Origin of the sequence: Iodobacter sp. BJB302 (assembly GCF_002735645.1) — a bacterium.
Lineage (GTDB): Bacteria > Pseudomonadota > Gammaproteobacteria > Burkholderiales > Chitinibacteraceae > Iodobacter.
The window spans coordinates 56,510-71,641 of sequence record NZ_PDZG01000018.1 but is presented as its reverse complement, the minus strand read 5'-3'; the positions used below and the strand labels follow the sequence as shown (position 1 = coordinate 71,641).

Sequence of the window (15,132 nt, the reverse complement as noted above, 5' to 3'; positions counted from 1 at the left end):
AAGTAGTCAGATATTCGAATCGAATCTTCCAAATGTGCAGCTCTGCTCGCCATACTTCATGATTAATGAAAAAAAGAAATTATCTATCAATTATCCATCATTTGACTATAAAGTGAACAGCATTGGGTGCCGCCCCATGTTTTGCCCCGGCATCACATCAAGGCGCAGCTTCGGCAGGGTATATTCAATAGGAATATCATCCTGCACCAGCGCAATTTGCTGTTGCCCGTAATTGCTTAATTCGGGCACCCACAAATACCCCTCTTCATCGGTATGACCAATCAGCTGGCTGTTTTGCGTCACCCCCACCCCGGACAAACCTTCACTTTGCACCAGTGCAAAGCTTTGGTTTACAGGCCGGCTTACGCCCCAATGGCCATCCACATACGCCACAGCCCCTTCAGCAGCCACCCTGTAGCTGCTGCGGCCATCGTACTGCCTTGCACTGGCGGTGAGCTGAGATTGTGCAAACCGCCCCTGCACATAGGCATCCTGCGCTATACCCACCCGGTCATGCTCTGCATTAAACCGATAGGACCAGCCCTCACCTGCGGGCGTCGTTTTGGCGTAATAGGCATTGATTCTTTGCTGATTCAAGTCATCACGCTGGAAACTGGTGCCCGCCGACTGATTGCCATCGAACAGCCAGGTTAAGTTAACAAACCCCTGGGTGCCATTATTTCGGATTGAGAGCGATGTTGACACCGAGAAATCCCGCGCCGGGCTTGCAGAAAAACTCAGTCTTAGCGCATTTTCTGTTTCTGCCGTGCCTCCCGTCTGGCGCATAAAATCCACCCCCCAGTTGCCCATGCTCTGATTGCCAAAACCAAAACCCACACTGCCATTCCATGCAGGTAAAGGCCAATCAGGCATCGAAGACAAATAGCATGCACTTTGCTGCTGCAGCATGGCGCGCACATTAAAAGCCTGCTCCTCATAACGGTAGTTAAACAAGCTAGCCTGGCCCTGCTCTTCGCCATTCTTGGCCCAGGATGCCGCCACACCCAGCACGCCATAATCGCCAAGGCGAATATTGGCTAATGCGCCTGCGCTCTGATGCTCCGGGGTGCGTTCTGCACGTAAACCCACGGTCAGATAATCATTCACGCCGTAACGGTGCAGGCCTGAAAATGCAAGGCCCTGATAGTGATCAAAGCCCTCTTTACGCTCTGCACCCAGGTTGTAATTAAACTCGTGCAAACCCGATTTCAGCAGGGAATCATCAAAATAATAGGGCAGGTTATAAACCTGACGATTACCGTACTGGTCTTTCACCACCACCGATATATCCTGAAACCCGGAAAAATAGCTTAAGTCCTGAAACTGATACATCCCCGGCTGCAGATCAACATTTTTAACAATCACACCATTGATATAGATTTCAGCAGTGGATGGGCTGGTGATGGCTGCACCGCCATTCAGGCCCGGCTTTGTTTCAAAATAAGGCTGCATGGAGAACACGCGGCTCACCCCTATCCCCGCCATCGGCACACCACGCCCTAATGCCCCTGCCGTGGAGGAGATATCACCCAGCGTGATGCGCATCATCTGATCCGGGCTATCGTAGCTCAGCGTACTGTCCAGCCGCAGCCAGCCCTGCCCATGGCTTTGGTAATCGTGGCGGCTGCGCAGATTCCAGCCATCAGAAGCCATATTTAAGGTGGGAGCAAAGCCCATTCCTGTTTGCCCGCTGGCATCTCGGCTTGCCGACACAGCGTAATTTACATAAGCCGATGTACCGCCCTGCCAGGGGCGGATATGATTTTGCTGCGAGAAATCCGAAATTTGTAAGGGCAATAAAGCCGGATCGGCCTGAAGGCTGGCTTGCAGTAGATCCAGATTAAGACTGGCTTTTACGCCGCTGATCTGATCCATCCGTACGAAACGTCGCCCGGAAAAAAGCTGGCTGCTGCCTTTAACCTCACTCAGCCCCATGCCTTTTAAAGCATCCGCATCCAGCCAGTAAATATCGGCATCGACTCTGGCTTCTAGATCGCCCTTTGCCATGCCATTGAGCATGATATTCAGGATCAGCGGCTCGGCAGCGGCACTTGCAAAACGGCAGCAGCATAAGAGCAAGACCCATAAGGCCAATTTACCCGCCATTACTTACAAGCCGTTGCTGCAATATTGAAGGGCACACTCAGGCTGTGGCGGTCAAAAGACACATTAATAAGATGCTGTCCCGGCGTGCAGTGCGCCAAAGGGAAATAATATTCGCGCTCTGTGCCCGCCAGTAAATACCATGCACTGAATTCCTGCTGATCAAGCTTTAGCGTTTCGCTTTTGAGCGAAGACAATCTTAAAGTGGCATTGCCTGTGTTTTTAAGCGTAAAACTTAAATCCCCTTTTTGCAGTTTGATGTTTTCCATCGCTGCGGCCTTATTCAAAACGGCAGGCTGCACAAAGACCGGCACGCCAAAGCTCAATACCATCGATAACTGAGAGCTGCCCGCCTCGCTTTTAAGCGGCGGCTGCTCATTAACATACAAGCGATAAGCCAGCTCATCAGCGGCTCTGGGCACGCGTAAACCAATACGCACAACACGCTGGCTGTGCGGGGCGATTTCTGCCTGCTTTGGAAAAAACAGCAGATCGCTGGTCTCGCTGTAAATATCTTCGCCAACCGCATCCTGCTCCCAGCGTTTAGCATCCAGCGCCACCCGCAGCGGGGTATCACCGACATTGGCGATAGTAATAGAAGAGGTTTTATCTTTAGCCGTAAAATCCAGTCGTACAGGCGACACAGAAAATTGTGCTGCAAACACAGGGGCACAAAACAGGCTGATCCAGCCAGCTAATAAGATAATCAAGACCTTTTGCATATCAGGCCCTTTATTTAAAGTAAGTTTTGATCGCAACAGCCTGCTGCTCTGAATGGAGCATAGCAAGCATGGCGCAGAGAAAGACACGAAACAACCCTGCCACGCATGCAGCAAAGAAGCCGGTATCTTCAGGGAAACGCGGATTGAATTTTTTATCAGGGGTCAGTGTAATAAACGGATGCCCCTTGCCCAAGGAAATCAAGAAAAAACTGATTGACCCTCACTCCAATCGCTTTTAAAAATCCAGCGTGCACACCGGATTTTTAAAAGCTGGAGTAATACAAAGGTGCAGAGCGTTTAAGGTGCTACGGTCAGCACTACCGTGTCAGTGTAATCACCCGCCTTGGCATTTTGATAGGCAGCACCTTCAACAACGGCGGTCAGCAATACTTTATTTTCTGTTAAGCCGCCCTCACCCACGCCAGATGTTTTATCTGCGGTCAGATTATATTCAATTAAATCACTGGCATCGCCACCACTTAATTTAATATTTTTTTTACCTTCAGCACCATTTAAACCATCATTCATTGAAACGGTATAGCTTGTACCCTTGGAACACCAAAAGCTGATATCCGTTGTTGTTTGTTTTTGTGCATCAACACCAAGCGTCATATCCGGAATAGTCATAGTGACATCAGCAGGATTTACAAAAGTACAAACAGGTAATACTTTACCTAATACATGGACATTTACATTAGCAGCAAAGGCAGGAAAAGCAGCCGAAGCAAATAAAGAACCCCAAATCATTTTTTTCATTGTATCCCTCTTTTATTTAAATGAAGTCAGTCATAAGGGAGGCAATTTTATAAGAAATCTTCTTCGGCAATAAGCTAAATACTTTGCAGAAAAAGGGTGATCTGCATCATTCAAATACTTATTGAGTGGTACTTTTACATTGCATTAGAAATGGCTTATACAGAGATAAAAAATTATCACATAAATAATAAATTAGGGATTTATTTTTAAAACAACCCAATCAGAATAATTTCCGGCTTTAATTGCCAGATAATCTGCACCGCGCACACTGGCACTTAATTTTAATGGAATAAGCACGGCCTCCCCCGCACCGGTGCCGCTGCTCAGGCTGCTCTGCAAGTTATAGGGCAGATAATCGTCCCCTTTGATGCTGGCCATTTTCCTGCCCTGCCCTAACCCCTGATTAAAGTAGCGGCCATTATCAAGCTCTACCTTGTAATGCGTGCCTTTAGAGCAGGAAAAGCTCACTTCACCCACCACCTTGCGATCGCCCTGCCCGGGAGTTAAACCGCCAAAATCAAGCACCACATCATCAGGCCGTGCAAATACACAGCTCCCTACGACTTCGGCACTCACACGCTGAGATTCTGCAGACACAGAAAAAGAAAGCACAGCAAAAAACAAACAAAAAACAAACCGGCAGAGATTACTATTCATTTAAAACTCCATCACAACCCGCTCTACGGCCGATGCGCCGCTATTTTCAGTACGCTTGAATGTGCGCATAAAATATAAAGACCGGGAGCAAATTGAAGCAGCTGTCGTTAATACAGCTGCTTTATCAGAAACGGTGCAACGGGGCTGCACCCTAGATTGCACTTTGATATTAATCGCCAATGCTGATTGGGTAAACAAACAGCATAATAAAAAGCAGCTAAGAGATCGCATCATATTCTCTGGAAAAAACATATCGCAAGGTAATTAGTCTGAATAAACAGCCGGGCCATTTATTCAGACATGGTCAATTACTGAAAACAAAAATCAACATCTGGCTTTTTACCGGAAATTAAATCGGCAATAGCCAGCGCCGAGCCACAACATTCTGTCCAGCCCAAGGTGCCATGCCCGGTATTGAGCCACAAACTCGGATAGCGCGTACGGCCAATATAAGGCAAATTGCCAGGTGTTGCCGGGCGTAAACCTGTCCAGAACTCGGCCGCAGCATAATCAGCACCATCAGGGAAAATATCCCTGACCCGATCAATAATTGCCTTACAGCGCACGGCATTCAGATCCAGATTATAACCATCAAATTCTGCAGTCCCGGCTACGCGCAGATAATCCCCCAATCTGGAGAAAACCAGCTTATGCCCGTCATCGGTCAGGCTGACCGTTGGCGCACAATGACCATCACGCACCGGAATCGTTGCTGAATAGCCCTTGGCCGGATAAATATCCAGATTAATCCCTAAGGGGCGTAAATGCAGCGGGCTGTAACTGCCCAGACTCACCACAAAAGCATCTGCGCCGAGGGATTCTACCCCTTCATCCCCCTCTACCCGCACCGCCACCACATCCCCGCCTGCACAATCAAAACCGGCGATTTCGCAATCATAGCGAAATGTCACTCCGGCTTGCTCGCAGAGAACAGCCAGTTCATTGGTAAATAAACGTGCATCGCCCGATTCATCACTCGGCGTATACGTGCCCCCCACAATGGGCCGCATCGAATTGCGCAAAGCAGGCTCGATCAATAAACACTCGGCCGCAGATTTTACCTGCCGGTCAAGACCCAGCTCCCCCATCAGCTTTGCCGCAGGAATGGCCGATTCAAACTCAGCCTGCTCGGTGTAGTAGTGCAATATCCCCTCGGTGCGCTGATGGTATTCAATGCCCGTTGCCGCCCGTAAGGATTGCAGGGTATCGCGGCTGTATAAACCAAGTCGCACGAGGTTTTGCAGGTTATAGCGCGCTTTTTCCCGGGTGCACTGTTGTAAAAAACGCAAACCCCAGCGCCATTGATGCCAGTCAAGCTTAAAGCGAAACAAGAGCGGCGCGTCTTCTTCACCCAGCCACTGTAAAGCCTTCCAGGGCGCCTTGGGATTAGCCCAGGGCTCTGCATGACACACCGATATTTGCCCGCCATTAGCGTAGCTGGTTTCCCTTGCCGCCTCTGGTGCACGCTCAATCACCGTTACCTCATGCCCCGCCTGGCTCAAAAACCAGGCTGAAGTAATCCCTATTACGCCCGCCCCCAGTACAATCACCTTCATATTTTTCCCTTATGAATCAATTTCAAATCGAATACGTTTTCAAGCTAAAACCAGGCAAAAAATATCGCGGCCGCTCATCATTTTTTTATACGCCCGCAAAAAAAATGAATTGCTACGCGTAAATCAAAGCAGACAATATGATTTGTATTAGAAAATATACCGGCCCCGGCAAACAGATTGATTCAAGCCACGCCACAAGCCCTGTACTAAATGATTTTTTACAAGATTTTTTACAAAAAAATTAACAAATGCGATTCATAATACTTGATTAAGAATCATGAAATGATGATACGTTTTACTAGAAAGCCGTTACTTGATCTAAACTAACATCTGAAACTCTCCACTTACAAAAAACCAAGCCCCACCACGCTATGAATCTGTCGCTTCGAACTGCAATTATTTTTGCCACTCTTTTGGGCTTATTACTGCCCTCTGGTGTCAATGGCTATATCAGCCTGACCCGCCAGCTGGACAACGCCCAGCGCCAGATCAGCCTGGATCACCAGCGTATTGCCGATATTCTGGTTCTGGGCATGCAAGAGCCACTCTGGAATTTGTCTCCGGATGCTGGCAAACCCCTGCTGGAATCCGTCATCAGCGATGAGCGTATTGTGCGCATTACCGTCAACGACTCAACACTGGGCCTGTTTATTGAGGCCAACAAACCAGAGCGCCGCCGCGGGCATTTGCACTCACTCACCCGGGTAGTGAGCAAGCAGGGCAGCAATATTGGCACCATTACGATTGAATTAGATGATGGCAATGCCACCACCCGCATCCGCAGTGAGCAGCGCCTATATCTGGCCGCGGTGCTGCTGCAGATTGTGCTCAGCCTCGGGCTGATTTTATTACTGCTTGAATCTAGGATTATCCGCCCGCTCGCCGAGCTGTCACGCCAGGCTATTCAGCTGGCCCGCCGTGAGCTGGATGAAGCCTTTGTCTGGCGGCGCAGCGATGAAATCGGCACTTTGGGGCAAAACCTGGAAACCACGCGAAAATCACTGAAAGACCTGATACTGACGCTGGAACAAAAAAATCTGCAGCTGGAAACCGACATCTTGGGCCGCAGGCAAATTGAGCTGGCTCTGCGCGCCAGCCAGGATCGCTACCGCAGGCTGGTTGAATCAACGCATATCATCCCATGGGATGCCAACCCGGACGAGTGGCGGCTCACCTATGTGGGCCCTCAGGCCGAAGCCCTGCTCGGCTATCCGCTGGCCCAGTGGTACCAAGAAGGCTTTTTATCCAGCTATCTGCACCCGGACGACCGGCATCATGCTTATCGCCTGTTCAGCGAAACCAGCAAAACTGGCGTTTCTGAATTTGAATGCCGTTTTTTAAGCAGCAGCGGCGAAGAAAAATGGGTGCTGCTTACTGCCTCCGCACAATGCGATGCCGATAACAAACGTACTTTACAGGGCTTTATTATTGATATCAGCGAGCGCAAACAGGCCGAGCTGGATCTGGAGCGCTACCGCAACCACCTTGAAGAAGTCGTAGAAGCCCGCACCCGCGCACTGGCCTCTGCCAATCACGAGCTGGAAGCGTTTTCTTATTCGGTATCGCACGATCTGCGTATTCCGCTTCGCACCATAGAAGGCTTCAGCCAGGTGCTGCTGGAAGACTATATCGGCTCGCTGGATGTGAATGCCCGCAACTATTTAGCGCGCATCCGCAGCACTACACACAATATGACCAGCCTGATCGATGATTTGCTCAATCTGTCCAAGCTAACTCGCATTGAGGTGCGCTGCCAGACCGTTAATCTGAGCGCCTTAAGCGAAGAAATTGTTGATGAATTCCGCAGCCTGCAACCGCAGCGACAAATTGATATCCAGATTGAAGAAAATCTCAGGGCCTATGCTGACCCTAAACTCATGCTGATTGCACTCAGACATTTACTTGATAATGCATGGAAATTTACCGAGCGCGCCCAGGATGCCAAAATCAGCATTGGTGCAAATGATATCAATGGCCAGACTGTTTTCTATATTCAGGACAACGGAATCGGCTTTGATATGGCCCATGCCAATAAAATATTTTCGCCCTTCCAGCGCCTTCACTCACACACCGAGCTTACCGGCAATGGCATAGGCCTTGCCATCGTCCAGCGGATTATTCACCGGCACGACGGGCGCATCTGGGCCAAATCTCAGGCGGACAACCAGACAATTTTCTACTTCACCCTGCCCAATAAGCCTCAGGCAGATCACCGTTTGCCGCATTGACTCAGAGTGGCAAGATCCACAAAATCTGTAAATCTCTTTTCATTTACAGAACGATTGTTCTATAATCACTCATCTAATTAAACAGCGCTCGGGACACACACATGGACGACAACAAGAGCAAGGCACTCGCCGCGGCACTCGCGCAAATCGAACGTCAGTTCGGCAAAGGCGCCATCATGAAAATGGGCGAAAATCAGATTCAGGGTGATCTGCAAGTGGTTTCCACCGGCTCCCTTGGCTTAGATCTGGGCCTTGGTGTTGGCGGCTTACCCCGCGGGCGCGTTGTTGAAATTTTCGGGCCAGAATCATCAGGCAAAACCACCCTCTGTCTGCACGTTGTAGCCGAAGTACAAAAGCTTGGCGGTGTGGCCGCTTATATCGACGCTGAAAACGCGCTGGATCCTGTTTACGCCAGCAAACTCGGTGTAAATGTATCAGAAATGCTGATCTCACAGCCCGACACCGGCGAGCAAGGCTTAGAAATCGCCGATATGCTGGTCCGCTCCGGCGGCGTGGATATCATCGTGGTTGATTCGGTTGCCGCCCTTACCCCAAAAGCCGAAATCGAAGGCGAAATGGGCGATGTTCACGTGGGCCTGCAAGCGCGCTTAATGAGCCAGGCACTGCGTAAGCTCACCGGCAATATCAAGCGCACCAATACACTGGTGATCTTTATTAACCAGCTGCGTATGAAGATTGGCAATATGATGCCGGGCCAAAGCCCTGAAACCACCACAGGTGGTAATGCGCTGAAATTCTACGCATCGGTTCGTCTTGATATCCGCCGTATTGGCGCGGTTAAAAAGGGCGACGAGATCATAGGTAACCAAACTAAAGTGAAGATCGCCAAAAACAAAGTGGCTCCTCCTTTCCGCATTGTGACCTTTGATATTCTTTACGGCGAAGGGATCAGCCATGAAGGCGAAATCATCGAATACGGCGTAACGCATAAAATCGTTGAAAAAGCCGGTGCATGGTACAGCTACAACGGCAATAAGATTGGCCAGGGGATGGAAAACTCCCGTCAATACCTGAAAGATAATCCTGAAGTTGCGGCTGAAATTGAACAGAAAATTCGTGCCAAATTAGGCGCGGGTGGCTTGCTGCCAATCGATCCGGCTGCTTTGCTTGATGATGGTAAAGAAGAAGAGCTGGATGCTTAAGTAGTTCGACCCGGCCCCTCCTCGCCAGAGGGGCCGGCTATCGGTTCACCCATACGAACCGGTGCAATAAACAGAGTTATAAATGACGACCGTTCTGCGTAATAAAGCCCTGCAACACCTTGCCCGCCGGGATCATTCGCGCGGTGAGCTGCGCCTTAAACTCCTTCCTTTTGCAGATGACCCCAGTGAAGTTGATGCGGTACTCGACGATTTCATCGAGCGCGGCTGGCAATCTGATACCCGCTTTGCCGAGCAATGGGTGTTCTACCGCTCCCAGCGCTATGGCCCGCAACGCTTGCGCGCCGAGCTGCAGCAAAAAGGCGTTTCCAGCGACATTATTTCCAGCGTCATGGAAGAGCACGGCAACACCGAACTGGAACAGGCCCGTGCGCTGTGGCGAAGAAAATTTGGCAGCCCGCCAAAGGACCCTAAGGAAAAAAACAAACAATTGCGCTTTCTTATCAGCCGTGGTTTTTCTGTATCTGTGATTTACAAAGTAGTGGGCGGGGAGGATGAGGATTATTGAGGGCTTCAAACCCACGATTGAACCACGAAAGGCACAAATCAGCAGGATTTTTGGCCATTCAGAAATCAAATGCTTCGCGGGTATACCACAGTAAAATCAACGCACCGAAAGCAAAGATCGTTGCATCTCATCTGTGAGCACCCTACAAAACCGGCCGCATCTGCGCCTTACTGATGTAATGCTGCTTCATCTTGTGCTGCGCATAGGGGTAAAGCTTCATCACTTTAGCCACGTAGTCTCGTGTTTCAGGGTATGGCGGCACCCCACGATAGCGGTCTACCACTTTTTCTCCCGCGTTATAGCTGGCCGCTACCAGCACCACATTGCCCTGATAGCGATCAAGCAGCCAGCGTAAATAGCGCACCCCGCCCCTGATATTCTGGCTGGCATTAAATGCATCGCGCACATTAAAGCGTTCTGCTGTTTCCGGAATTAACTGCATCACCCCCTGCGCTGATTTAAGCGATAAAGCCTGCGGATTAAGCTGAGATTCCACCCTGGCAATGCTCAAGGCAAACTGCGGATCAACATCGTGCCACAGTGCAATTTGCTGCACAATGCGGGCAATTTTCTGCTGGCTGGCATTCAGCACGGGTAAAACAGGGGCAGCCAGCTCGGGTAATTTTTCCGGCTTAACATCCGACATAATGCAAGGCGGCAGCACGCTTGCGCCAAGCCTGATTGTTTCCAGCATCGCTTGTGCACGCATATGCCCCTGCTCTGCCGCACTGGAAAACAAAGTGGCGGCCATTTTTCTGTTTTCCGGTACGCCTTCGCCAAAGGCATACAACATACCCAAGCGATATTGCGCCTCAATCGATCCCTTTCTTGCCGCCGCACAATAAAGAACCGCTGCCCCCCAGGCATCCTTCGACTCAAGCTTTGCCGCGGCCAGTAAATTTTCCTGCAGCAAAGGCGCATCCCCTGCATCAGGTGCAAGCACCAGTGCCGCGCTAAAGATCCAACTCAGTGCCATTACCGCCTCCTGCACAAACTCTGCTTACAGCTTATTCCAGCCATGTCAAAGACATTGCAATAGCAGACCGGAGGATAATATCAACCTGCCCTGCTCTATCCAGTCATCGGCCTTGAGCGCATAAAATCAAGCAGAATTCTGACTTTGGCAGGCAGATAGCGGGCACTCGGATAAACGGCGTAGATGCCGCCTGCAGGCATAGTCCATTCGGGCAATAAATGCACCAGACGCCCTGCCGCAAGGTCTTCTGCCACCATAAAATCAGGTAAGACCGATAAACCCGCCCCGCTTCTGACCAGCGCCAGCACAGAAGACGGCGCACTGGCCCGCATCACCGAACGCATTCTGACGGTGCACGATTCTTCGCCATGATTAAATTTCCAGGTCAGTGGCGCATGTAAGCGGGTCATCGCCACCCAGGGCAGCGCAGCTAAATCCTGAGGATGCTTCAGCCCGGGGTACTTTGCCAAACAGCCAGGCGATGCCACCACGCATTCGGCAAACTGTGCCAGCTTAACCGCATGCAGGGCAGAATCCTGCAATCGCCCTAAACGAAATGCCACATCGATCCGCTCGGCCAAAAGATCCAGCACCTCATCCGTGGCGAGTAACTCAATCTCCAGCTGAGGGTGCAATACAGCAAACTCAGCCAAAAGCGGAGCCAGCACCGCACCTGCGTAATCCACCGGCACAGTAATCCGCAGCAGGCCCGATGCCTTTACCTGCCCCAGGCGATCAAGCGCCTCATTCGCCGCTAACAGCAGCGGGGCAATATCGGCATAAAGCTGCTCACCAATTTCGGTAAGCAGCACTTTGCGCGTACTGCGCGTCAGCAGCGCCACCCCAAGCTGCGATTCCAGCTTGCTGATTTGCTGGCTCACTAGGGATTTAGCCATCCCGAGCCTGTCACCAGCCGCAGTAAACCCTCCCGACTCCACCACAGCCACAAAAGTGGCGAGGCGATTTAAATCCAACATAAGGCTGTTCTCGTTTATATGGTTTGTGAAATTAAGTTATTTATTTTGTTTTTTTAATATTTTCAAAACTTGCCATCTAGATTGCTATCGCGGCTATTCGCGTAGGGCTTAAAAGCCCCCTTGAAACACGCCGGAGCGAGGAACAAGCGGGGCGGGGTTTCGGCAAGGGAGCGAGGTACGAGCCAATCCCGCCCGCCGCCGACTCGATTGTCCGCAGCGCAGGAGCCTTCGTGTTTCGTGGGGTCGCCTTCTTTGGCTTCGTTTCTTGGCGAAGCAAGAAAGGAAGGCCCCGCGGTGGCTACCGCTTCTAAATTAATGTGCCGAAGGCACTGAAAAGGTCTTTTTGACTTTGGTTAGCGCGAGTACAACCCACGCGTTATTCAGTATGAATGGAGGGTTGCACCCGCCCTACGAACAACAATGCGTATAGCCCCTCAAAAAAACATCCCCATCCTACATTGTTCCATATTTATAAACATTCAATTCTTAATTGGCGTATTTATCTAATCAATCAACACAGGCAAGATAGCAGCATATTTTTCAGGACACACAATATGCTTCATCTCTTATTTGATCCGCTTTGCGGTTGGTGTTACGGCGCAGCGCCGGCGCTTTCTGCTTTAAAAACACACACAAACCTGAAGTGGCAGCTGCACCCGACAGGGCTGTTTTCCCATCCGCAGGCAATGAATGCAGAGATGGCAAGCTACTTTTGGAGCAACGATCAGCGCATCGCCCAAATGACAGGGCAGGAATTTAGCCAGGCTTATAAAGAACAAATTTTAGCCGACCTGGATACGCCATTTGATTCCAGCGCCTCCACACTGGCTTACTACCTGATCAGCCAGGCCGTGCCGGATCAATCGGTGGATGTGCTGCACCGGGTGCAACAATTGCGCTACGCCAAAGGCACACAAGAAGCGGCGGCCTTTATTGAGCTGGCAGCGGAGTTTGGCCTTGATGCCGGACAATTTGCCAAAGACTTTGCAGCTGGCTGGCCTAAAGAATTACGCGCTATAACACAGAAGGCTCAGTCTTTAATGCAAGAAAACGGCTTACGTGGTGTACCCACACTGCTATTACAAAAGGGCGGCCAACTATCTGTTGTTCCCAGCTCTCTGATGTACCAGGACCCGCAAGATTTAATTGATTTTGTTGCAAAGCAGCCCCTGCTTCACTCTTAACTTACATTCAAACAAGGGAACACCATGAAAATCGCAATCATCGGCGCAACAGGTTATGTTGGCTCTAAACTCTTAAACGAAGCACTGGAGCGCGGCCATCAGGTCAGCGCCCTGGTACAAAACATCAGCAAACTGCCTGCTCACGCAGCCCTGACCGCAGTTAAAACAGATGTAAACGATGAAGCCGCACTGACAGCCCAATTAGCAGGCCACGACTTAGTAATCAGCGCATTCAGCGGCCATGCGGCTGGCGATGTTTACCAGTATTTTGTAGATGGCTTTCAGCATATTTTGAGCAGCGTAAAAGCATCTGCTGTTCCCCGCTTTTTAGTTGTGGGCGGCGCAGGCAGCTTAGAAGTAGCCCCTGGCGTGCAAGTGGTTGACACCCCAAGTTTTCCAGCCGAATGGAAAGGCTCGGCACTGGGCGCCCGCACAGCGCTGGAATTACTGCGCAAAGAAAACACGCTGGATTGGACGCTGCTCAGCCCGTCCGCTCATTTAGAGCCAGGCGCACGCACCGGTCAGTTCCGTTTGGGCGGCGATCAATTGCTGCTTGATGCTCAGGGCGAAAGCCGTATCTCGGTAGAAGACTTTGCTGTAGCCATGCTGAATGAAGCAGAAAATCCTCAGCACAGCCGTCAGCGCTTTACCGTAGGCTATTAATTAATACCCGGGCTTTAGCATAAAGCCCCAAAAGCGCCCCATGATCCGCATCAGAAGAATGGGGCGCTTATTAATACCAATACCGCAATTTGCTGCTACAGATTTAAAACATACCGCATAAAAGCGCAAATCACTTCGATCTGTCGTTATTAAGCACCATAACAATAGAATACTGCGCTATTTGTGCCCTGCTTAGTCAGCGTACAATAAGCCACCTCTCTCCATTTCAAAAAAAGCAAAACTGCATGCGCTATTTCCCGCCCTGGCTGCTCTTACTGGGTGCGCTTACCGCACTTGGCCCACTTTCCATTGATATGTATTTACCCAGCTTCCCTGCTATTTCACATAGTCTGGGCGCCTCGCCTGGCTCGGTGCAGCTTACGCTGGCCAGCTTTTTTATTGGTCTTGCCATTGGCCAGGCAATTTATGGCCCGTTCAGCGATCGCTTTGGCCGTAAGCCACCGCTCTACTTTGGCCTTGTGATTTATATTCTGGCCACCGCAGGCTGCATTTTTGTCACACATATCGATCAGCTGATTGCTTTACGCTTTTTACAAGCCTTAGGCGGCTGCGCCGGCATGGTGGTTTCCAGAGCCGTAGTCAGGGACAGATGCAATGTGCAAGAAATGGCTAAAGCGTTTTCTACCCTGATGCTGATTATGGGGCTTGCCCCAATCCTGGCGCCGATTGTGGGCGGCTGGGTGGTTACCACACTGGGCTGGCAGGCCATTTTTGCTTTCCAGATGTTTTTCGCGCTGGCTTGTTTAATTAATGTGCATTTCTTTTTTAAAGAAACACACAATACACAGCACAGCCCGGTACTTGAATTGGGCAAAGTTTTAAAAGGTTACGCCGCGCTGATCCGCGATAAAGCATTTATGCGGCATACCCTGACGGGTTCGCTCGTTATGGGCGGCTTCTTTGGCTATATCGCTGGCTCACCTTATATCATTATCGAATTATTCGGCGTGCCTGCCGAGCACTTTGGCTGGATTTTTGGCAGCAATGCAGCGGGTTTTATTATCAGCAGCCAATTTAATGCCCGTGCGCTTAAAAACCACAGCACGGCTAATTTACTCAGACGCGCGCTCTATTTGCCTGCTATTTCCGGGCTTAGTCTGTTTTTACTGCAAATTTTTGGCCTGCTCAATTTCCCGCTATTGCTGCTGGGGCTGTTTGTTTTTATCACCAGCATGGGCTTTATCACCCCCAATACATCGGCAATGGCTTTGCAACACCAAAGCAAACAAGCCGGGCTGGCTTCTGCCCTGCTTGGCACCTTGCAATTTGGCTGCGCCACACTGGCCGGTTTATTAATCGGCCTGTGGCATGACAACAGCGCACTCCCCCTGCTGACACTGCTCGCCGCATGTGGCACAGGAGCATGGCTGCTGAATCGCAGCGAAACCGCTGCAAAGGCTTAAACCAGACTCAAAGTGTCGCCCTCCGGGGCGACACACCCACGAACCACGCCTGCCATACACAGCTGCTCAAGCAATGAATAGCTGTTGTGTGGCGGATAAACCCGTAAAACAAAGCAAAATCTGCCACCCCATCATGACCTTGGCATTAAAAATGCGCCAGCAAGCCGTCAGATTCCTCCTCCTGCCTGAAAGCTCTC

The 15,132-nt window shown here is 50.5% G+C and carries 14 protein-coding genes; 6 read left to right on the top strand and 8 right to left on the bottom strand.

Annotated features, from left to right (window positions below; all coding sequences use genetic code 11):
* Positions 1 to 105 precede the first annotated feature (105 nt).
* The 6 genes from CSQ88_RS08225 to CSQ88_RS08195 all read right to left on the bottom strand — a co-directional run bounded on the left by CSQ88_RS08225 (position 106) and on the right by CSQ88_RS08195 (position 5,794).
* Positions 106 to 2,106, bottom strand: coding sequence for a fimbria/pilus outer membrane usher protein (locus CSQ88_RS08225; protein ID WP_099397624.1), 2,001 nt, complete (start codon positions 2,104 to 2,106; stop codon positions 106 to 108).
* Positions 2,106 to 2,825 (bottom strand): molecular chaperone, encoded by a 720-nt coding sequence (locus CSQ88_RS08220; protein WP_099397623.1) that lies wholly within the window; start codon positions 2,823 to 2,825, stop codon positions 2,106 to 2,108. Before CSQ88_RS08220 ends, CSQ88_RS08225 begins: the two co-directional genes overlap by 1 nt.
* 10 nt (positions 2,826 to 2,835) lie before the next feature.
* Positions 2,836 to 3,027: a hypothetical protein gene (locus tag CSQ88_RS08215; protein WP_099397622.1), complete on the bottom strand. Its 192-nt coding sequence runs from the start codon at positions 3,025 to 3,027 to the stop codon at positions 2,836 to 2,838.
* Between the two features lie 95 nt (positions 3,028 to 3,122).
* On the bottom strand, positions 3,123 to 3,581 hold the full coding sequence (locus CSQ88_RS08210; protein WP_099397621.1) for a spore coat protein U domain-containing protein: 459 nt from the start codon (positions 3,579 to 3,581) through the stop codon (positions 3,123 to 3,125).
* 192 nt (positions 3,582 to 3,773) lie between these two features.
* Positions 3,774 to 4,238: a spore coat protein U domain-containing protein gene (locus CSQ88_RS08205; protein WP_099397620.1), complete on the bottom strand. Its 465-nt coding sequence runs from the start codon at positions 4,236 to 4,238 to the stop codon at positions 3,774 to 3,776.
* A 308-nt stretch (positions 4,239 to 4,546) separates the two neighbouring features.
* Positions 4,547 to 5,794 (bottom strand): D-amino acid dehydrogenase, encoded by a 1,248-nt coding sequence (locus CSQ88_RS08195; RefSeq protein ID WP_099397618.1) that lies wholly within the window; start codon positions 5,792 to 5,794, stop codon positions 4,547 to 4,549.
* Between the two features lie 371 nt (positions 5,795 to 6,165).
* Here CSQ88_RS08195 and CSQ88_RS08190 point away from each other — a divergent pair, with 371 nt between their 5' ends.
* From CSQ88_RS08190 to recX, 3 genes are all read left to right on the top strand, one after another.
* A complete protein-coding gene (locus tag CSQ88_RS08190) occupies positions 6,166 to 8,022 on the top strand; it encodes an ATP-binding protein (protein ID WP_099397617.1) in 1,857 nt (618 codons plus the stop codon).
* A 101-nt stretch (positions 8,023 to 8,123) separates the two neighbouring features.
* A complete protein-coding gene (recA, locus tag CSQ88_RS08185; protein ID WP_099397616.1) occupies positions 8,124 to 9,185 on the top strand; it encodes a recombinase RecA in 1,062 nt (353 codons plus the stop codon).
* Positions 9,186 to 9,267: 82 nt separating this feature from the next.
* Positions 9,268 to 9,711: a recombination regulator RecX gene (recX, locus tag CSQ88_RS08180; protein ID WP_099397615.1), complete on the top strand. Its 444-nt coding sequence runs from the start codon at positions 9,268 to 9,270 to the stop codon at positions 9,709 to 9,711.
* A gap of 142 nt (positions 9,712 to 9,853) precedes the next feature.
* Here the strand turns inward: recX and CSQ88_RS08175 are convergent, their stop codons facing one another.
* On the bottom strand, positions 9,854 to 10,687 hold the full coding sequence (locus tag CSQ88_RS08175) for a transglycosylase SLT domain-containing protein (RefSeq protein WP_099397614.1): 834 nt from the start codon (positions 10,685 to 10,687) through the stop codon (positions 9,854 to 9,856).
* A 95-nt stretch (positions 10,688 to 10,782) separates the two neighbouring features.
* Positions 10,783 to 11,664, bottom strand: coding sequence for a LysR family transcriptional regulator (locus CSQ88_RS08170; protein ID WP_099397613.1), 882 nt, complete (start codon positions 11,662 to 11,664; stop codon positions 10,783 to 10,785).
* A 554-nt stretch (positions 11,665 to 12,218) separates the two neighbouring features.
* Here CSQ88_RS08170 and CSQ88_RS08165 point away from each other — a divergent pair.
* From CSQ88_RS08165 to CSQ88_RS08155, 3 genes are all read left to right on the top strand, one after another.
* A complete protein-coding gene (locus CSQ88_RS08165; RefSeq protein WP_180273587.1) occupies positions 12,219 to 12,848 on the top strand; it encodes a DsbA family protein in 630 nt (209 codons plus the stop codon).
* A 24-nt stretch (positions 12,849 to 12,872) separates the two neighbouring features.
* Positions 12,873 to 13,511 carry an NAD(P)-dependent oxidoreductase gene (locus CSQ88_RS08160; protein WP_099397611.1) on the top strand — a complete coding sequence of 213 codons (639 nt, stop codon included), beginning with the start codon at positions 12,873 to 12,875 and terminating at the stop codon, positions 13,509 to 13,511.
* 245 nt (positions 13,512 to 13,756) lie between these two features.
* Positions 13,757 to 14,935 carry a Bcr/CflA family multidrug efflux MFS transporter gene (locus tag CSQ88_RS08155; protein ID WP_099397610.1) on the top strand — a complete coding sequence of 393 codons (1,179 nt, stop codon included), beginning with the start codon at positions 13,757 to 13,759 and terminating at the stop codon, positions 14,933 to 14,935.
* The last annotated feature ends 197 nt before the right edge of the window (positions 14,936 to 15,132 follow it).